The sequence below is a fragment of the Stenotrophomonas lactitubi genome (assembly GCF_002803515.1).
Classification (GTDB): domain Bacteria; phylum Pseudomonadota; class Gammaproteobacteria; order Xanthomonadales; family Xanthomonadaceae; genus Stenotrophomonas; species Stenotrophomonas lactitubi.
Genome location: NZ_PHQX01000002.1, coordinates 266,604 through 283,930 on the forward strand (window position 1 = coordinate 266,604; position 17,327 = coordinate 283,930).

Consider the following 17,327-nt stretch of genomic DNA (forward strand, 5'->3'; position numbering starts at 1 on the left):
TGTCAGGGTACCGGGCTGCGCGTGATCGAGCTAGATCGCCGATGTTCACACCGCGATTGCTGCAGTGCAGCGTACGCAGCGTCGGTAGCCGCCCACCTGGGTTGGCGTCTGCGGAAACCCCAGCGCCGACCAGGGTCGGCCTCTACCGGCACACCAAACCCACCCGGATGACCGACAATGGCCAGGTCCCGTCTGCGTGTGAGTGCCATGGCTTTGGATCCGTACGACCTGTTCGATGTCCGTTCCCTGCTCAGCGAGGAAGAGCGCGCAGTCCAGGAAAGCGTGGCCCGCTTCACCAACGAGCGCGTGCTGCCGATCATCGGCGATGCCTTCGACCAGGCGCGCTTCCCGTCGGAACTGGTGCCGGAGATCGCCTCGCTTGGCCTGCTCGGCGCCACGCTGCCGGCCGAGTACGGCGGCGGCGATCTGGGCGCGGTCAGTTACGGCCTGATCTGCCAGGAGCTGGAGCGCGGTGATTCGGGCCTGCGCAGCTTCGTGTCGGTGCAGAGCTCGCTGTGCATGTATCCCATCTACGCGTACGGCAGTGAAGAACAGCGCCGGCAGTGGCTGCCGGCAATGGCGCGCGGCGAACTGATCGGTTGCTTCGGCCTGACCGAGGCGCACGGCGGTTCCGATCCGGCCAGCATGAAGACCCGCGCGGTGCGCGATGGCAGCGACTGGCGCATCAGCGGCAGCAAGATGTGGATCACCAGCGGCCCGGTGGCCGACCTGGCCATCATCTGGGCGCAGACCGAAGACGGCATCCAGGGCTTCGTGCTGGAAAAGGGCATGGCCGGCTTCACCACGCAGGAAATCAAGCACAAGATGAGCCTGCGCGCGTCGCTGACCGGTGCGCTGTTCTTCGACGACGTGCGCGTGCCTGACAGCCATCGCCTGCCGAACGTGAAGGGGCTGAAGGGTCCGCTGGGCTGCCTGACCCAGGCGCGTTTCGGCATCAGCTGGGGCCCGATCGGCTCGGCCATCGCCTGCCTGGATGAAGCGCTGGGTTATGCCAAGGAGCGCGTGCTGTTCGGCCGTCCGTTGGCCGCCACGCAGAGCGCGCAGATCAAGCTGGCCGAGATGGCCCGGCGCATCACCATGGCGCAGCTGCTGGCGCTGCAGCTCGGCCGACTGAAGGAGGCCGGGCAGGTGCAGCCGCAGCAGGTCAGCCTGGCCAAGTGGAACAACTGCCGCATGGCGATCGACATCGCCCGCGAGTGTCGCGATCTGCTGGGTGGCGCCGGCATCACCACCGAGCACGTGGCGATCCGCCATGCGCTGAACCTGGAGTCGGTGATCACCTATGAAGGCACCGAGACCGTGCACCAGCTGGTGATCGGCCGCGAGCTGACCGGCATCAACGCGTTCTGAAAGCGATCCACGCATGGCGTGGATCTACCGGGATGGCGGTAGTCGCCAACCTTGGTTGGCGCTCCCGTGCCGACCAAGGTCGGCATCTACCAGACGATCATCCACGCGTGGCGTGGATCTACTGGCCGCCGGCAAACCCGCGCTGGCGCCACGCTTCGTACATCACCACCGCAACGGTGTTTGACAGGTTGAGGCTGCGATTGTCCGGCCGCATCGGCAGGCGCAGGCGACAACCATCGGGCAGGGCATCGAGCACGTCCTGCGGCAGGCCACGACTTTCCGGGCCGAACAGGAAGGCATCACCGTCTTCGAACGCCACGCTGTCATAGCGGACGCTGGCACGCGTACTCAGGGCGAACAACCGCTTCGGTGCGATCCGTGCCAGCGCAGTGTCCAGGTCGGGATGCACCTGCAGGCGCGAGTACTCGTGGTAGTCCAGGCCGGCGCGCTTGAGCTGCTTGTCTTCCAGTGCGAAGCCGAGCGGCTCGACCAGGTGCAGCTGCGCGCCGGTGTTGGCGCAGAGCCGGATCACATTGCCCGTGTTGGGCGGGATTTCCGGTTGGAACAGGATCACGTGGAACTGGGGCGCGGCATTCATCGGCGCAGTGTACCTGCGACGGCCGCCGCCTTTACGACGCACGCCCTGCGTTGGGCAAGGCGGACGTCGCTTACGGGCGCAGCAGGACCTGGGCGGTTTCGGCAGCGAAGGCCTGCAGCTGGGCGGCGCTCGGACGCACCTGCAGGGCCGGCAGGTTGACGATCACCTGGTTGGCGACGCTGGTGGCGGCGGCGGCCAGGGTGGCGGCGTAGCGCTGGGCTTCCTGCTCGGCCGCCAAGGCGACACGCTGCTCCAGGCTCGGGCGCACTTCAACCGAGGCCAGGGTGGTGATCGGCAGCGCGGCGGCGACCGGGGTGGCGATGAAGCCGTCGCGCTCGGCCAGCTGGTCGCTGCTCGGGCGCACTTCAACGGTGGCCAGGGTGCGGATGCCGCTGGCCTGTTCCCAGGCCTGCTGGACCAGCTGGTCGGCGGCCGGGCGGACCTGCACGGTGGACAGGGTCTTGATGGATTCGGAGGCCTGCACCGACGAAACAACCGCGGTGCCGGCGATCAGGGCGATGGCGATGGCAATGGTCTTGGCGTTCATGACGGGGCCTGTTTAGTGTTGGTGAGCAGTGGTGTGGTAGTAAGGTAGAACACCAGTTCTGGGGATGCAAGCGGAATTTTCGATTTCCTGCTTTTGTTCAGTCTTCAGTCAGGTTTTGTCTGAAGCCCTTGCTGGCGCAGGAAAGACAAAGCAATCCCCGTGCCAACTTTTACTCATTGATTCATAAGGGTTTTATGTGGCCTGAAAAGTGTCCGCTGGGCGGACACCTGTCCATTCGGGGTGCCGCGGACACTGTCCGGACGTGAATCACCGCCGTTCGTGACCCCGAAAAGCCGATCGCGATGGCCGATGTGGCCGATCACCCCCAGTGACTGGTGGCCGATACCGGTGGCCGCACGCCCGCGCTAGGATCGGGATTCACCTATGTGACCAAGGACCCGGATATGTCGCTCACCCTGCGCCCGCGCGCCGCGCTGCTCGCTGTTGCTCTCAGTACTGCTCTCGGCACGCTCGCGCCGACCTACGCGCTGGCGGCCAAGCCGGCCGCGACCAGCAAGGTCGACATCCCGTTCGAGCAGTTCACCCTGCCCAACGGCCTGCGGGTGGTGGTGCATACCGATCGCAAGGCACCGATCGTCGCGGTCAACATCTGGTACCACGTCGGCAGCAAGGACGAGCCCGCCGGCCGTACCGGCTTCGCGCATCTGTTTGAACACCTGATGTTCCAGAGCAGCGAGAACCACGACGGCGAGTACTTCGAGCCCTTCAAGCAGGTGGGCGCCACCGGCCAGAACGGCACCACCAATACCGACCGCACCAATTACTTCGAGAACGTGCCGACCACCGCGCTGGACATGGCGCTGTGGATGGAATCGGACCGCATGGGCCATCTGGTTGGCGCGATCGACCAGGCCGCGCTGGATGAGCAGCGTGGCGTGGTGCAGAACGAGAAGCGCCAGGGCGAGAACCAGCCCTATGGCCAGGTGTGGGAACAGCTCAACCGCGCGCTGTACGCGGTGGGCCATCCGTACCACCACAGCGTGATCGGCTCGATGAACGATCTCAACGCCGCCTCGCTGGATGACGTCAAGACCTGGTTCCGCACCTGGTATGGCCCGAACAACGCAGTGCTGGTGCTGGCCGGTGACATCGATCTGGCCACGGCAAAGGAAAAGGCCGCCAAGTACTTCGGCAGCATCCCGGCTGGCCCGACGATGGCGCAGCCGAAGGTCGACGTTGCCAAGCGCCCGGCCGACACCCGCGAGGTGATGACCGACAAGGTGCCGCAGGCGCGCATCTACCGCGCCTGGAACGTGGCCCAGGTTGGCACCACCGACGTCGACCAGCTGCAGCTGCTGGCCTATGTGCTCGGCGGCGCCAAGTCTTCGCGCCTGAGCCAGCGCCTGCAGCACCAGGACAAGCTGGTGGACAACATCAGCGCCGGCGCCTACGCCTCGCAGCTGGGTTCCAACTTCATGGTGATGGCCACGGTGAAGCAGGGCCAGGATCCGGCCAAGGTCGAAAAGATCATCGATGAGGAAATCGAGCGCCTGCTCAAGGATGGCCCGACCGCCGAAGAACTGGCACGCGCCAAGACCGGCTCCCGTGCCGGTTTCATCCGCGGTATCGAGCGCATCGGCGGCTTCGGCGGCAAGGCCGACGCGCTGGCCGAATGCACGGTGTACACCGGCGACCCGGGTTGCTTCCGCACCTCGCTGGCCAACATCGACAAGGCCACCGCTGCCGACCTCAAGCGCCTGGGCGCGCAGTGGCTGGACAAGGGCAGCCACACCCTGGTGGTCGAGCCGGGTGAACGCGTTGCGCTGAAGGAAGATCCGTCGCAGGCGCCGAAGCCGTTCAACGTGCCGGCGGTGGACAGCAAGTACAGCACCCTGCCCGAGCAGGTGGACCGCAAGGCCGGCGTGCCGCAGACCCGCGAGTTCCCGCAGTTGAAGTTCCCGGCACTGCAGCGCGCCACGCTGAAGAACGGCACCCAGGTGGTGCTGGCCGAGCGCCATGAAATTCCGGTGGTGCAGTTCAGCTACCAGTTCCCGGGCGGCTTCACCGCTGACCAGGGCCGCAAGCCGGGCACCGCCAACTTCACCATGAGCCTGATGACCGAAGGCGCCGGCAAGCTGGGTTCGCTGGCCTTCGCCGATGCGGCCGATGCGCTGGGTGCGGACCTGGATGCTTCCGCCGGCCTGGATTCGGTGGACGTTGAACTGTCCGCGCTGAAGGAGAACCTGGTGCCGTCGCTGGCGCTGTATGCCAGCCTGCTGCGCGAGCCGCGCTTCGAGCAGAGCGAGATCGACCGGGTCAAGGCGACCTGGATCGCCGGCATCCAGCAGGAGAAGGTCAATCCGGGTGCGGTGGCGATGCGCGTGCTGCCGCCGCTGCTGTACGGCAAGGGCCACCCCTACGCGATTCCGTTCACCGGCAGCGGTGATGAAGCGGCGATCAGCAGCCTGGGTCGCGAGGACCTGGTCGACTTCCACCGCGACTGGCTGCGTCCGCAGGACGGCACCCTGATCGTGGTCGGCGATACCACCCTGGCCGAGATCGTGCCGCTGCTGGACAAGCAGCTGGGTGACTGGAAGGCCACCGGTGATGCGCCGACGATCAAGGCCACCACCGCCGTGGCGCTGCCGAAGAGCCCGCGCGTGTTCCTGATCGACCAGCCGGGCGCGGTGCAGGCCAACCTGTTCGCCGGCCAGGTCGTGCCGCCGTCCAGCGATGCCAGCTCGACCCGCTTCGACATCGCCAACGGTGTGATCGGTGGCGACTTCACGTCGCGCTTGAACATGAACCTGCGCGAGGACAAGCACTGGTCCTACGGCGCCCGCACCAGCGCCAGCAACACCGTGGGCCAGCGCCCGTGGATGGCGATGGCGCCGGTGCAGATCGACAAGACCGGCCCGGCCATGGCGGAAATGCGCAAGGAGATCGCCGAGTTCGCCAACGGCAGCAAGCCGGCGACCGACGCTGAAGTGGCGCGCATCCGCAACATCCAGACCCTGAGCCTGCCCGGTGCCTACGAGACCGCCAGCGCGGTGGCCGCGACCATCGGCACGATCGTGCAGTTCAAGCGTCCGGATGACTACGTGCTGCGCCGCAAGGCCGAGATCGAAGCGATGACCCCGGCACAGGTGCAGCAGGCAGCAGCGGAGATCAAGCCACAGGCGCTGACCTGGGTGGTGGTGGGTGACCTCAAGCAGACCGAAGCGGCCGTACGCTCCTTGAACCTGGGCGAAGTGACCGTGATCGATGCCGAAGGCAACCCGGTCAAGAAATAAGGGACAGGCCTGCCCGCTCCGGCGGGCAGGCCTGCTGCGGGTAGCGCCGGGCCATGCCCGGCGAGCGCGTAGCGCGGCATCTGGACGTCTTCGTAGAACCGCCGGGCATGGCCCGGCGCTACCGCAGCCCCGCCCCGGCTATCCCTGATTCAGACGGTTCAGGCACACTCCTGACATTCCCTTCCAGGATCCTGCCCATGCGCGTTCTGCTGCTGTCGTCCCTGTTGCTCACCGTCACCGCCTGCACCTGGGTGCCGATCGAACCGGCCGGCAAGGCGACCCGCGTGCTGCCGGCAGGCCCGGTACCGGCCGGCTGCATCTCCAAGGGCGAAGTGGTGGTGACCGTGAAGAGCAAGGTCGGTTTCTACAACCGCAACCCGCTGCGCGTGCAGGAAGAGCTGGAAACCCTGGCCCGCAATGAAGCTCCGACCACCGGCGCCAACGCCGTGCAGGCCGCTGCGGCCCCCGCCGATGGCAGCCAGCGCTTCGCCGCTTTCCAGTGCCCGCCGCGCTGAATCCTTCACCATACGGCCAAGGCTGAATTCGTAAAGATGCGGTGAAGGCCCGGGGGGTTATAGAATAGCGCCCCCTTTGCCTGAGCCTTGGCGCTAACCTCGATGCTCTTCAAGAATGTCTCGATTGCCGGCCTGGCTCACGTTGATGCGCCGCACACGCTGACGACCAAGGAAATCAACGAACGGCTGCAGCCGACGCTGGATCGCCTTGGTATCCGTACCGATGTCCTCGGCGATATCGCCGGCATCCACGCGCGCCGCCTGTGGGACAACGGCGTGCTGGCGTCCGACGCGGCCACCATGGCCGGCCGCAAGGCACTGGAAGACGCAGGCATCGATGCGACGCAGGTGGGCCTGTTGATCAACACCTCGGTCAGCCGTGACTACCTGGAACCGTCCACCGCGTCCATCGTGTCCGGCAACCTCGGTGTCAGCGACGAATGCATGACCTTCGACGTCGCCAATGCCTGCCTCGCTTTCATCAACGGCATGGACATCGCGGCGCGCATGCTCGAGCGCGGTGAGATCGACTACGCGCTGGTGGTGGATGGCGAGACCGCCAACCTGGTGTACGAAAAGACCCTGGAGCGGATGACCGCGCCGGACGTCACCGCCGACGACTTCCGCAACGAGCTGGCGGCGCTGACCACCGGTTCCGGTGCGGCTGCGATGGTGATGGCCCGTTCGGAGCTGGTGCCCGACGCGCCGCGCTACAAGGGTGGCGTGACCCGTTCGGCCACCGAGTGGAACCAGCTGTGCCTGGGCAACCTGGACCGCATGGTCACCGACACCCGCATGCTGCTGATCGAGGGCATCAAGCTGGCCCAGAAGACCTTCGCCGCCGCCAAGATCGCACTGGGCTGGGCGGTGGAAGAGCTGGACCAGTTCGTCATCCACCAGGTCAGCCAGCCGCACACCGCTGCGTTCATCAAGAATTTCGGCATCGACCCGAAGAAGGTCATGACCATCTTCGGCGAGCACGGCAACATCGGTCCGGCCTCGGTGCCGATCGTGCTGAGCAAGCTCAAGCAGCTGGGCAAGCTGAAGAAGGGCGATCGCATCGCGCTTCTCGGCATCGGTTCGGGCCTGAACTGCTCGATGGCCGAAGTGGTCTGGTAAGACCCTTCTGCCAGACTCCCTGTAGAGCCGAGACCACGCTCGGCTCACGCGCGCAGCGCGGTTCTTCCGCGGCCTGACCGGAGAGCAGCCGAGCATCGGCTCGGCTCTACACTGCGCCGCGATTCTTCCAAGGTGCTCCGCATGCGCGATCTTCCCGGTTACCCCGCCCACCCGCAGCGTTTCGAGGTTCGCCCCGGCCTGTCGATGAACTATCTCGACGAAGGCCCGCGCGACGGCGAGGTGGTGGTGATGGTGCACGGCAACCCGTCTTGGAGCTATTACTGGCGCACGCTGGTGGCCGGCCTGTCGGACCGGTACCGTTGCATCGTGCCGGACCATATCGGCATGGGCCTGTCGGACAAGCCTGACGACAGCCGCTACGAGTACACGCTGCAGTCGCGCGTGGATGATCTGGATGCGCTGCTGAAGCATCTGGGCATCACCGGCCCGGTGACCCTGGCCGTGCACGACTGGGGCGGCATGATCGGCTTCGGCTGGGCGCTGTCGCACCACGATCAGGTCAAGCGCCTGGTGGTGCTCAACACCGCCGCGTTCCCGATGCCGGCGGCGAAGAAGATGCCGTGGCAGATCGCGCTGGGGCGGCACTGGAAGATCGGCGAGTGGATCATCCGCACCTTCAATGCGTTTTCCTCCGGCGCGTCGTGGCTGGGCGTGGAGCGGAAGATGCTGGCCGATGTGCGTCGCGCCTACGTGTCGCCGTACAACAGCTACGCCAACCGCATCAGCACCATCCGCTTCATGCAGGACATTCCGCTGTCGCCGGCCGACAAGGCGTGGTCACTGCTGGAGCGCGCCGGCAAGGCGCTGCCGTCCTTCGCCGATCGGCCGGCCTTCCTCGGCTGGGGCCTGCGCGATTTCGTGTTCGACCACCACTTCCTGAAGGGTTTCCAGGCGGCGTTGCCGAAGGCGCAGGTACATGCCTTCGAGGATGCCGGCCACTACGTGCTGGAAGACAGGCATGAAGTGCTGGTGCCGGAGATCCGGGCGTTCCTGGACAAGAACCCGATCTGAGAGGTGTGCCGACCAACGGTCGGCACCCACCGGGATAAGGAGTGGGTAGGTGCCGACCGTTGGTCGGCACGCCGGACTACGCCGCGATCGGGGCCTGTGGCGAGGGGCTGTTGCCGTTGTCGTCCGGGTGGTCGTCGTCGTTGCCTGCTTCATCGCGCCAGCGCCAGTCGGCCAGGGTCAGCGGATCCAGGCCATAGGCGATACGGGCCTTGTCGCACTGCGGGCTGGCCTTGCCGTACTCCCACGACGCGTCCACCTCGCGGCACACGCTGGGGCGGTTGGGGTGGATCGTGCAGCGCGAATAGACGCCGATCTGCGCGTCCAGCGCCACGCAGCGCACCGGCTTGGAATGGGTGCCGCGCATGCACAGGCGGTGCGGGTCGAGCACTTCGGTGAGCTGGTGCGGCACGCCGCCGGGAGTGACCTCGTCCGATTCCATCCAGTGGAAGGCCACGCGGTATTGGGTGCAGCAGGCGCCGCAGGTCATGCAGGGATGTTGCATGGGCAAGCCGCCTCGGGCGGCATCGGGGAAGGGACGAGGATGCGGATTTTCCACGCTGGCGGCCGCCGCGCAAGAAATTCCGTAAGCGGCGACAATGAACGGATGAACCGATCCTGCAATATCGCCGCGCGGCTGCCCGAGCTGGCGCGTGAACGCCCCGACCAGATCGCCATCCGCTGCCCCGGCCGCCGCGGCGCCGGCAACGGCATGGCGGCCTACGACGTGACCCTGGATTACCGCCAGCTGGACGCCCGCAGCGACGCGATGGCGGCCGGCTTGGCCGGCTACGGGATCGGCCGCGGGGTGCGTACGGTGGTCATGGTGCGGCCGTCGCCGGAGTTCTTCCTGTTGATGTTCGCCCTGTTCAAGCTGGGCGCGGTGCCGGTGCTGGTCGATCCGGGCATCGACAAGCGCGCGCTGAAGCAGTGCCTGGACGAGGCTCAGCCACAGGCCTTCATCGGCATCCCGCTGGCCCACGTGGCGCGGCTGGCGCTGCGCTGGGCGCCCTCGGCGACCCGTCTGGTCACGGTGGGCCGTCGGCTCGGCTGGGGTGGCACCACCCTGGCCGCACTGGAGCGTGCCGGCGCCAACAGCGGCGCGATGCTGGCCGACACCGATGGCGAGGACACCGCGGCAATCCTGTTCACCAGTGGCTCCACCGGCGTGCCCAAGGGCGTGGTCTACCGCCACCGCCACTTCGTCGGCCAGATCGAGCTGCTGGGCAGCGCCTTCGGCATGGAGGCGGGCGGGGTGGATCTGCCGACCTTCCCGCCGTTTGCGCTGTTCGATCCCGCGCTTGGCCTGACCTCGGTGATTCCGGACATGGACCCGACCCGGCCGGCACAGGCCGACCCGGCGCGCCTGCATGACGCCATCCAGCGTTTCGGCGTGACCCAGCTGTTCGGCTCGCCTGCGTTGATGCGGGTGCTGGCACGGCACGGGCGGCCGCTGCCGTCGGTGACCCGGGTGACCTCCGCCGGTGCACCGGTGCCGCCGGACGTGGTCGCCACCATCCGCAGCCTGCTGCCGGCCGATGCCCAGTTCTGGACACCGTATGGCGCCACCGAGTGCCTGCCGGTGGCAGTGGTCGAGGGGCGCGAGCTGGAGCGTACGCGTGCAGCCACCGAGGGCGGCGCCGGCACCTGCGTCGGCAGTGTGGTCGCACCGAACGAAGTGCGCATCATCGCCATCGACGACGCGCCGCTGCCGGACTGGTCGCAGGCGCGCGTGCTGGCCGTGGGCGAAGTCGGTGAGATCACCGTGGCCGGGCCGACCGCCACCGACAGTTATTTCAACCGCCCGCAGGCGACGGCAGCGGCGAAGATCAGCGAAACCCTGGCCGATGGCAGCGTCCGCATCGTGCATCGCATGGGCGATGTCGGCTACTTCGATGCGCAGGGGCGGCTGTGGTTCTGTGGCCGCAAGACCCATCGCGTGGAAACCGCGCACGGGCCGATGTACACCGAACAGGTCGAGCCGGTGTTCAACACCGTGGCCGGGGTGGCACGCACGGCGCTGGTCGGCGTCGGCGCAGCCGGTGCGCAGGTGCCGGTGCTGTGCGTGGAGCTGCAGCGTGGCCAGTCCGACAGCCCTGCCTTGCGCGAGGCGCTGCATGCCACGGCCGCTGCGCGTCTGCCCGAGATGAAGCTGGAACACGTGCTGATGCATCCGGCGTTCCCCGTCGATATCCGTCACAACGCCAAGATCGGCCGCGAGAAGCTCGCCGTCTGGGCACGCGCCGAACTGGAGAAGCGCGCATGAAGATCCTGGTCACCGGTGGTGGTGGTTTCCTTGGCCAGGCGCTGTGCCGAGGCCTGGTCGAACGTGGCCACCAGGTGCTGGCGTTCAACCGCAGCCATTACCCGGAACTGCAGGCGCTGGGTGTGGGCCAGATCCGCGGCGACCTGGCCGACCCGCAGGCGGTGCTGCATGCGGTGGCCGGCGTCGATGCGGTGTTCCACAACGGTGCCAAGGCCGGCGCCTGGGGCAGCTATGACAGCTATCACCAGGCCAACGTGGTCGGCACCGACAATGTCATCGCGGCCTGCCGCGCCCATGGCATCGGCAAGCTGGTCTACACCTCAACGCCCAGCGTGACCCATCGCGCCACGCACCCGGTGGAAGGACTGGGTGCGGACGACGTGCCCTATGGCGAGGACTTCCAGGCGCCGTATGCGGCGACCAAGGCGATTGCCGAACAGCGGGTGCTGGCTGCCAATGACGCCACGCTGGCGACGGTGGCGTTGCGCCCGCGGTTGATCTGGGGCCCGGGTGACCAGCAGCTGGTGCCGCGCCTGGCCGAGCGTGCACGCGCTGGCCGCCTGCGCCTGGTGGGCGACGGCAACAACAAGGTCGATACCACCTACATCGACAACGCCGCGCTGGCGCATTTCCTTGCCTTCGAGGCACTGGCACCGGGTGCTGCGTGCGCCGGCAAGGCGTACTTCATTTCCAATGGCGAGCCGCTGCCGATGCGCGAGCTGGTCAACAAGCTGCTGCAGGCGGTGGGCGCTCCAACCGTGGAGAAGGCGATCAGCTTCAAGACCGCGTATCGCATCGGCGCGATCTGCGAGCGGCTGTGGCCGCTGCTGCGCCTGCGTGGCGAGCCGCCGCTGACGCGCTTCCTGGCCGAGCAGCTGTGCACGCCGCACTGGTACAGCATGGAGCCGGCACGTCGTGATTTCGGCTACGTGCCGCAGGTCAGCATCGAAGAAGGACTGCGACGGCTGAAGGCGGCATCATGACGGCGGCATCACCGCGCTGAAGCCTTCATTACGCGCAGAGATCGCCATCACCGGTTGCACACCGGCAGATGCGCAGGATGGACACAACGCCACCCACGGCCGACCACCTGCGAGGAGCACCATGCTGCATTACGCCGTCATCTTCTTTGTCATCGCCATCATCGCCGCCGTGCTCGGCTTCTCCGGCATTGCCGGTGCCGCCAGCAACATTGCCTGGATCCTGTTCGTGGTGTTCCTGGTGCTGGCCGTGATCTCGATGTTCCGCAAGCGCACATGACCGCTTGAATGGTAGTGCCGGCCGCTGGCCGGCAACCTCGACAACCCGGGGTTGCCGGCCAGCGGCTGGCACTACCGAAGCGCGGTCAACGCACCGCGCTATGCAATCCGCGATCGGCTTCGTGCCGTTGCAGCGCCAGTTCGATCAATCGCGTGATCAGCGTGGTGTAGTCCACGCCACTGGCACCCCACAGCTTCGGATACATGCTGATGCGGGTGAAGCCGGGCAGGGTGTTCACTTCGTTGATGACGATCTGGCCATCGGCGGCGAGGAACACATCGACCCGCGCCATGCCAGCGCACTCCAGCGCTTGATAGGCCTGCAACGCGATCTGCTGGATACGTGCCTGCGTTGCCGCATCGATTGCGGCCGGCACCACCACTTCAGCACCGTCTTCGTTGATGTACTTGGTGTCGTAGGCGTAGAACTCGTCGTGCAGTACAACCTCGCCACAGACGCTGGCCTGCGGCCGCTCGTTGCCGAGCACCGCACATTCGATCTCGCGGCCGACCACGGCCGATTCCACCAGTACCTTATGGTCGTAGCGCAGCGCGGTCTGCAATGCCTCGGCGAAACCCTCTGCATCCTTGACCTTGCTCACGCCCACCGATGAGCCCTGGTTGGCCGGCTTGACGAACAGCGGCAGGCCAAGCGCTTCGATCAGTGCCGCGACATCGACCGCATCGGCTTCATGGCGACGGATGCACACCCAGGGCGCCACCTGCAGGCCCGCATCACGCAGCAGGCGCTTGGTCACGTCCTTGTCCATGGCCACCGCCGAGCCCAGCACCGGCGAACCGACGAAGGGCAGGTTGGCCATGCGCAGCAGCCCCTGCAGCGCACCGTCCTCGCCCAGCGGGCCGTGCACGATCGGCAACACCACATCGATCTGCCCCAGCGCGCTGCCCGCATCGGTCGGTTGCAGCTGCGCCTGCTCGGTGCCGGGCAGCACCGCCAACGCAGTACCGGAAGCATGCAGGGCGATGCGCGCCGGATCATCCGCATTGAGCAGGAAGGTATCCGGCTGGCTGAGGTGCCACTGGCCCTGCTTGTCGATGCCGACCAGCACCGGCTCGAAGCGCTCCCGATCCAGCGCATCGAGAATGTTCTTCGCCGACTGCAGCGAAACTTCGTGTTCGGAAGACCTGCCACCGAAGATGATGCCAACCCGGGTCCGTGCCATGGAAGTGCGATGTCCTGTGCGTTGCGTGGCTGCATAGCATGAACCTTCATCGGCCTTCCGCGTGAGGCACAGATGAACCAGAAATCCAGTCGCGCGTGTCATCCACGCATGGCCTGGATCTACCGTGTCGACCAAGGTCGACACCCACCAACAGCAGCAGCCGACCCCGTGCCGTTCCGACAGGTCGCAGGGAACTGTCGAAGTCGGGGTGGGAGGGGCAGGCGGGACCGCAGGCGCCATGGATGGCGCCTACGAGCCCCCATGGATGGGTTTACGGCGTGTCCCGCCTGCCCCTCCCACCCCGACTCCCTCAGCAGACTGCTTCTGACGTTGACCTTGCATCTGCGGGTGCCGGGCGGCAGCCCGGCCCAAGCTCACCACCCACGCAGGTAGAATGCGCACATGGCTCTTTCCCTGCTCAAGTCCCTCAAGCCGGTCGCTGGCCGCGCTCTGCAGATCGCCCTGAACCGCGCGCTGGCGCTGGATCCGGATACCCGCCATGCACTGGCCAGCCTCGACGGTCGCCACATCGACCTGACCCTGGACGCACCGCCGCTGGCGATGCGCATCAGCGTCGACGGCACCCAGTTGCGGGTGGGCCCGGTGGATGCGCAGGAAGCCGACCTGGCCGTGCGCAGCAGCCTGGCCGGTGTGCTGGCGCAGCTGCCGCTGCTGGCGCGCGCCCGCCAAGGTGCTGACAACGGCAAGGGCCGCGTGCGCGTGGCCGGCGATGCCGAGCTGGCGCGCCGCCTGCAGCAACTGGCCAAGGGCTTCGATCCGGACTGGCAGCAGCCGTTCGTCAGCGTGTTCGGTGAAGTGCTGGGCGTGCAGGTGGCCAACACCCTGCGCAGTGCCCTGCAGCACGCCCGCCAGGGCGCGATCGACCTGGCCCACAGTGCCGCTGAATTCATCACCGAGGAATCGCGCGACGTGGTGCCACGTGCCGAACTGGATGCCTTCCACGACGACGTGGACGTACTGCGCGATGATGTCGAGCGCCTCGGCGCACGCGTGCAGCGCCTGCGGGGTGCCGCATGAAGGCGCTGCTGCGGGCCAGCCGCATCGGCCGGGTGATCCTGCGTTACCGCCTTGACGACCTGCTGCAGGACACGCCTGCAGAGCGCTGGCTGCGCCTGGCCAAGCCGTTCGTGCCGCGCGCTTCGGCCGACATCGCCGCACAGTCGCGCGGTGCGCGCCTGCGCCTGGCGCTGCAGGACCTGGGACCGATCTTCGTCAAGTTCGGGCAGATCCTGTCGACCCGCCGCGATCTGGTGCCGCCGGATGTGGCCAATGAGCTGACCCTGCTGCAGGACCGGGTCAAGCCCTTCGACGGCGACGCCGCGCGCCGCATCGTCGAGGAAGCGCTCGGCCTGCCGGTCAGCGAAGCCTTCGCCAGTTTCGATACCGAACCGCTGGCCTCGGCGTCGATCGCGCAGGTACACGCGGCCACCCTGGCCGATGGCCGCCAGGTGGTGGTCAAGGTGCTGCGCCCGGGCATCGAGAAGCAGATCGACGCCGACATCGCCCTGCTCAACTCGCTGGCAACGCTGGTCGAGCGCACCCATCCGCGTGCCGACAAGATCCGTCCGCGCGAAGTGGTGGCCGAGGTCGAAAACACCTTGGCCGCCGAGCTGGACCTGCAGCGCGAAGGCGCCAACGCCAGCGTGCTGCGCCGTTTCTGGGAGAACTCCGACGACCTGTACGTGCCGGAAGTGATCTGGAGCCATACCGCCGAGCGCGCGCTGACCCTGGAGCGCGTATGGGGCATTCCCTCCGATGACATCGCGGCACTGGACAAGGCCGGCATCGACCGCAAGGCGCTGGCCGCCAAGGGGGTGCGGGTGTTCTACACCCAGGTGTTCCGCGACAACTTCTTCCATGCCGACGCGCACGCCGGCAACATCTGGGTCGACATCGATCCGATGCGCCGCGACAACCCGCGCTTCATCGCGCTGGACTTCGGCATCATGGGCCAGCTCTCGCAGGAAGATCAGTACTACCTGGCCGAGAATTTCATGGCCATCTTCAACCGCGACTACCGCCGCATCGCCGAACTGCACGTGCAGGCGCGCTGGATGCCCGACAACGTGCGCATCGATGATCTGGAAGCGGCGGTGCGCTCGGTGTGCGAGCCGTACTTCACCCGCCCGCTGTCGCAGATCTCGCTGGCCGAAGTGCTGATGAAGCTGTTCCGCGTGGCCCAGCGTTACCAGCTGACCCTGCAGCCGCAGCTGATCCTGCTGCAGAAGACCCTGCTCAACATCGAAGGCGTCGGCCGCCAGCTCGATCCGCAGATCGACATCTGGGCGGTGGCCAAGCCGGTGCTGGCGAAGATCCTGCGCGAGCGCTACAGCCCGCGCCGCGTGGTGCGCGAGATCGGCAAGCGCCTGCCGGAAATCATGACCCATGCGCCGGACATGCCTCGCCTGGTGCATGCCTGGCTGACCCAGCAGGTGGAAGGCCGGCATGAACTGGCGATGCGTTCGCGCGACTTGGTTGCGCTCGATGCCAGCCTGCAGCGGCTGCAGAAGCGCGCGGTCGGAGCGATCACTGGCGTTGGTCTACTGGCGATTGCCGCATTGATGTACGTGCTGCAGCCGCCGGGCTGGTACTGGGGCGACGTGCCGGCATGGAGCTGGGTGTCCGGTACCGTCGGCGTGTTCGCACTGGCGCGTGCGTGGTGGCGATGAGTGATGCGCTGAGCGCGCTCAAACACGAGCTGGCGCAGTTTGGCAGTGACAACGATGCGCGCGAAACCGATCGTGGCCGGCGCATGCTCAACATCACTGCCGACACCGGTGAACTGCTGTCGGTGCTGGTGCGGTTCGGCAATGCCCGTCGCGTGCTGGAGATCGGCACGTCCAATGGCTATTCCACGCTGTGGCTGGCCGAGGCCGCCGCTGCCATTGATGGCAGGGTGACCACGCTGGAGTTCGCCGCCGACAAGGTGGCGATGGCCCGTGCGAATTTCGCGCGCAGTGGATTGGGTGAGCGCATCGAACAGGTCCACGGTGATGCCGGGCAGTGGCTGGCGCAGGCGGCCGATGGCTGCATCGACCTGCTGTTCCTGGATTCGGATCGCGGGCAGTACGCAGGCTGGTGGCCGCAGCTGCGCCGTGTACTGCGCCCCGGCGGTCTGCTGGTGGTCGACAACGCCACCTCGCATGCCGCTGAGATGGAGCCGCTGCGCGCCCTGCTGGCCGCCGACGCGGCGTTCACCACCAGCCTGGTGCCGGTGGGCAATGGCGAACTGCTGGCGCTGCGCAACGCCTGACCGGGCGTCGCCCCGGCAACGCCGGTCGCTGGTCTGCTCCGGTAGTGCCGGCCGCTGGCCGGCAACCACTTTCATCGGGCGACCTCAACGTTGCCGGCCAGCGGCCGGCACTACCCTATTCAGCGTGTCATCCGGATAATCGCGCGGTGAGCACCGAACCCGACACCCTCGCTGCGGTCGAGATTGAAACCGCGCCCCTGCAGCTGCTGCACCTGGATGAACGCCTGGCCGTGGTCAACAAGCCGGCCGGGCTGATGGTCCACGACAGCAAGCTGGCCCGTGGCGAAGATGATTTCCTCGCCGATCGCCTGCGCGAGCAGCTGGGTCGGCCGATCTTCCTGGTCCATCGCCTGGATCGCGCCACCAGTGGCTGCCTGCTGCTGGCCTTCGACCGCGACGCTGCCAGCATGCTGGGCAAGGCGCTGATGGGCGGCGAAGTGAGCAAGGACTATCTGGCGATCTGCCGCGGCTGGCCTGCCGAGGACGCCTGGCAGGTCGATCATGACTTGGATGGTGGCCCGGGCAAGCCGGTAAAGAAGCCAGCGGTGACCGACTTCCAGCGCCTGGCGGCCGGCGAACTGTCGGTGCCAGTGGGGGAGTTCGCCAGTTCGCGCTATGCGCTGCTGCGCTGCCAGCCGCTGACGGGTCGCTTCCGGCAGATCCGCCGGCATCTGAAGCACCTGTCACATCACCTGATCGGCGATACCAGCCATGGTGATGGCCGGCACAACCGCAACTTCCGCATGCAGGGCGTGCACCGCATGCTGCTGCATGCGGAGCGGCTGCGCTTCCCGCATCCGGATGGCGGCATGGTGGACGTGCGCGCCCCGGTCGACGGTGAGTTCCAGAAGGCGCTGGACCTGTTCGGCTGGCAGGTGCCGTAGCGGTAGCGCCGGGCCATGCCCGGCGGC

The 17,327-nt window shown here is 67.1% G+C and carries 16 protein-coding genes; 12 read left to right on the forward strand and 4 right to left on the reverse strand.

Going from position 1 to position 17,327, the window contains the following annotated elements; all coding sequences use genetic code 11:
• Nucleotides 1-207 precede the first annotated feature (207 nt).
• Nucleotides 208-1,371: an acyl-CoA dehydrogenase family protein gene (locus CR156_RS20685; RefSeq protein WP_099819554.1), complete on the forward strand. Its 1,164-nt coding sequence runs from the start codon at nucleotides 208-210 to the stop codon at nucleotides 1,369-1,371.
• 118 nt (nucleotides 1,372-1,489) lie between these two features.
• Here the strand turns inward: CR156_RS20685 and CR156_RS20690 are convergent, their stop codons facing one another.
• Together CR156_RS20690 and CR156_RS20695 are read right to left on the reverse strand one after the other, a co-directional pair.
• The gene (locus CR156_RS20690; protein WP_100554386.1) at nucleotides 1,490-1,969 is read right to left on the reverse strand and encodes a tRNA (cytidine(34)-2'-O)-methyltransferase; all 480 of its coding nucleotides are present in this window, start codon (nucleotides 1,967-1,969) and stop codon (nucleotides 1,490-1,492) included.
• 70 nt (nucleotides 1,970-2,039) lie between these two features.
• Complete coding sequence (locus CR156_RS20695; RefSeq protein WP_100554387.1) at nucleotides 2,040-2,516, reverse strand: XAC0231 family protein; 477 nt, start codon at nucleotides 2,514-2,516, stop codon at nucleotides 2,040-2,042.
• A 404-nt stretch (nucleotides 2,517-2,920) separates the two neighbouring features.
• On the opposite strand from CR156_RS20695, the gene CR156_RS20700 reads away from it, so the two are divergent.
• The 4 genes from CR156_RS20700 (at nucleotide 2,921) to CR156_RS20715 (ending at nucleotide 8,436) form a co-directional block, all read left to right on the forward strand.
• Nucleotides 2,921-5,770 (forward strand): M16 family metallopeptidase, encoded by a 2,850-nt coding sequence (locus tag CR156_RS20700; RefSeq protein WP_100554388.1) that lies wholly within the window; start codon nucleotides 2,921-2,923, stop codon nucleotides 5,768-5,770.
• A gap of 197 nt (nucleotides 5,771-5,967) precedes the next feature.
• The gene (locus tag CR156_RS20705) at nucleotides 5,968-6,285 is read left to right on the forward strand and encodes a DUF4156 domain-containing protein (RefSeq protein ID WP_025875855.1); all 318 of its coding nucleotides are present in this window, start codon (nucleotides 5,968-5,970) and stop codon (nucleotides 6,283-6,285) included.
• Nucleotides 6,286-6,387: 102 nt separating this feature from the next.
• Nucleotides 6,388-7,404, forward strand: coding sequence for a 3-oxoacyl-ACP synthase III (locus tag CR156_RS20710; protein WP_100554389.1), 1,017 nt, complete (start codon nucleotides 6,388-6,390; stop codon nucleotides 7,402-7,404).
• A gap of 141 nt (nucleotides 7,405-7,545) precedes the next feature.
• Nucleotides 7,546-8,436, forward strand: a complete 891-nt coding sequence (locus CR156_RS20715) for an alpha/beta fold hydrolase (protein ID WP_100554390.1) — start codon at nucleotides 7,546-7,548, stop codon at nucleotides 8,434-8,436.
• A gap of 76 nt (nucleotides 8,437-8,512) precedes the next feature.
• Here the strand turns inward: CR156_RS20715 and CR156_RS20720 are convergent, their stop codons facing one another.
• Entirely contained in the window at nucleotides 8,513-8,938 is a 426-nt protein-coding gene (locus tag CR156_RS20720; protein WP_004135417.1) for a YkgJ family cysteine cluster protein, read from the reverse strand.
• 102 nt (nucleotides 8,939-9,040) lie between these two features.
• Here CR156_RS20720 and oleC point away from each other — a divergent pair, with 102 nt between their 5' ends.
• From oleC to CR156_RS20735, 3 genes are all read left to right on the forward strand, one after another.
• Nucleotides 9,041-10,699: an olefin beta-lactone synthetase gene (gene oleC, locus CR156_RS20725; RefSeq protein ID WP_100554391.1), complete on the forward strand. Its 1,659-nt coding sequence runs from the start codon at nucleotides 9,041-9,043 to the stop codon at nucleotides 10,697-10,699.
• Entirely contained in the window at nucleotides 10,696-11,682 is a 987-nt protein-coding gene (gene oleD, locus CR156_RS20730; protein ID WP_100554392.1) for a 2-alkyl-3-oxoalkanoate reductase, read from the forward strand. Before oleC ends, oleD begins: the two co-directional genes overlap by 4 nt.
• Nucleotides 11,683-11,803: 121 nt before the next feature.
• Nucleotides 11,804-11,959 carry a DUF1328 domain-containing protein gene (locus tag CR156_RS20735; protein ID WP_025875842.1) on the forward strand — a complete coding sequence of 52 codons (156 nt, stop codon included), beginning with the start codon at nucleotides 11,804-11,806 and terminating at the stop codon, nucleotides 11,957-11,959.
• A gap of 85 nt (nucleotides 11,960-12,044) precedes the next feature.
• Here the strand turns inward: CR156_RS20735 and ddlA are convergent, their stop codons facing one another.
• Complete coding sequence (gene ddlA, locus CR156_RS20740; protein WP_100554393.1) at nucleotides 12,045-13,142, reverse strand: D-alanine--D-alanine ligase; 1,098 nt, start codon at nucleotides 13,140-13,142, stop codon at nucleotides 12,045-12,047.
• A 402-nt stretch (nucleotides 13,143-13,544) separates the two neighbouring features.
• On the opposite strand from ddlA, the gene CR156_RS20745 reads away from it, so the two are divergent.
• From CR156_RS20745 to CR156_RS20760, 4 genes are all read left to right on the forward strand, one after another.
• Nucleotides 13,545-14,180 (forward strand): ubiquinone biosynthesis accessory factor UbiJ, encoded by a 636-nt coding sequence (locus CR156_RS20745; RefSeq protein WP_100554394.1) that lies wholly within the window; start codon nucleotides 13,545-13,547, stop codon nucleotides 14,178-14,180.
• Nucleotides 14,177-15,832, forward strand: coding sequence for a ubiquinone biosynthesis regulatory protein kinase UbiB (gene ubiB / locus CR156_RS20750; protein ID WP_100461861.1), 1,656 nt, complete (start codon nucleotides 14,177-14,179; stop codon nucleotides 15,830-15,832). Before CR156_RS20745 ends, ubiB begins: the two co-directional genes overlap by 4 nt.
• Entirely contained in the window at nucleotides 15,829-16,416 is a 588-nt protein-coding gene (locus tag CR156_RS20755) for an O-methyltransferase (protein WP_100554522.1), read from the forward strand. Before ubiB ends, CR156_RS20755 begins: the two co-directional genes overlap by 4 nt.
• Before the next feature lie 146 nt (nucleotides 16,417-16,562).
• Nucleotides 16,563-17,300, forward strand: coding sequence for a pseudouridine synthase (locus tag CR156_RS20760; RefSeq protein WP_100554395.1), 738 nt, complete (start codon nucleotides 16,563-16,565; stop codon nucleotides 17,298-17,300).
• The last annotated feature ends 27 nt before the right edge of the window (nucleotides 17,301-17,327 follow it).

Coding starts and splice junctions, on each gene's coding strand:
- oleC (WP_100554391.1), top strand. CDS start 9,041: ATGAACCGATCCTGCAATATCGCCGCGCGGCTGCCCGAGCTGGCGCGT.
- CR156_RS20745 (WP_100554394.1), top strand. CDS start 13,545: ATGGCTCTTTCCCTGCTCAAGTCCCTCAAGCCGGTCGCTGGCCGCGCT.
- ddlA (WP_100554393.1), bottom strand. CDS start 13,142: ATGGCACGGACCCGGGTTGGCATCATCTTCGGTGGCAGGTCTTCCGAA.
- CR156_RS20720 (WP_004135417.1), bottom strand. CDS start 8,938: ATGCAACATCCCTGCATGACCTGCGGCGCCTGCTGCACCCAATACCGC.
- oleD (WP_100554392.1), top strand. CDS start 10,696: ATGAAGATCCTGGTCACCGGTGGTGGTGGTTTCCTTGGCCAGGCGCTG.
- ubiB (WP_100461861.1), top strand. CDS start 14,177: ATGAAGGCGCTGCTGCGGGCCAGCCGCATCGGCCGGGTGATCCTGCGT.
- CR156_RS20690 (WP_100554386.1), bottom strand. CDS start 1,969: ATGAATGCCGCGCCCCAGTTCCACGTGATCCTGTTCCAACCGGAAATC.
- CR156_RS20735 (WP_025875842.1), top strand. CDS start 11,804: ATGCTGCATTACGCCGTCATCTTCTTTGTCATCGCCATCATCGCCGCC.
- CR156_RS20715 (WP_100554390.1), top strand. CDS start 7,546: ATGCGCGATCTTCCCGGTTACCCCGCCCACCCGCAGCGTTTCGAGGTT.
- CR156_RS20755 (WP_100554522.1), top strand. CDS start 15,829: ATGAGTGATGCGCTGAGCGCGCTCAAACACGAGCTGGCGCAGTTTGGC.
- CR156_RS20700 (WP_100554388.1), top strand. CDS start 2,921: ATGTCGCTCACCCTGCGCCCGCGCGCCGCGCTGCTCGCTGTTGCTCTC.
- CR156_RS20705 (WP_025875855.1), top strand. CDS start 5,968: ATGCGCGTTCTGCTGCTGTCGTCCCTGTTGCTCACCGTCACCGCCTGC.
- CR156_RS20710 (WP_100554389.1), top strand. CDS start 6,388: ATGCTCTTCAAGAATGTCTCGATTGCCGGCCTGGCTCACGTTGATGCG.
- CR156_RS20685 (WP_099819554.1), top strand. CDS start 208: ATGGCTTTGGATCCGTACGACCTGTTCGATGTCCGTTCCCTGCTCAGC.
- CR156_RS20695 (WP_100554387.1), bottom strand. CDS start 2,516: ATGAACGCCAAGACCATTGCCATCGCCATCGCCCTGATCGCCGGCACC.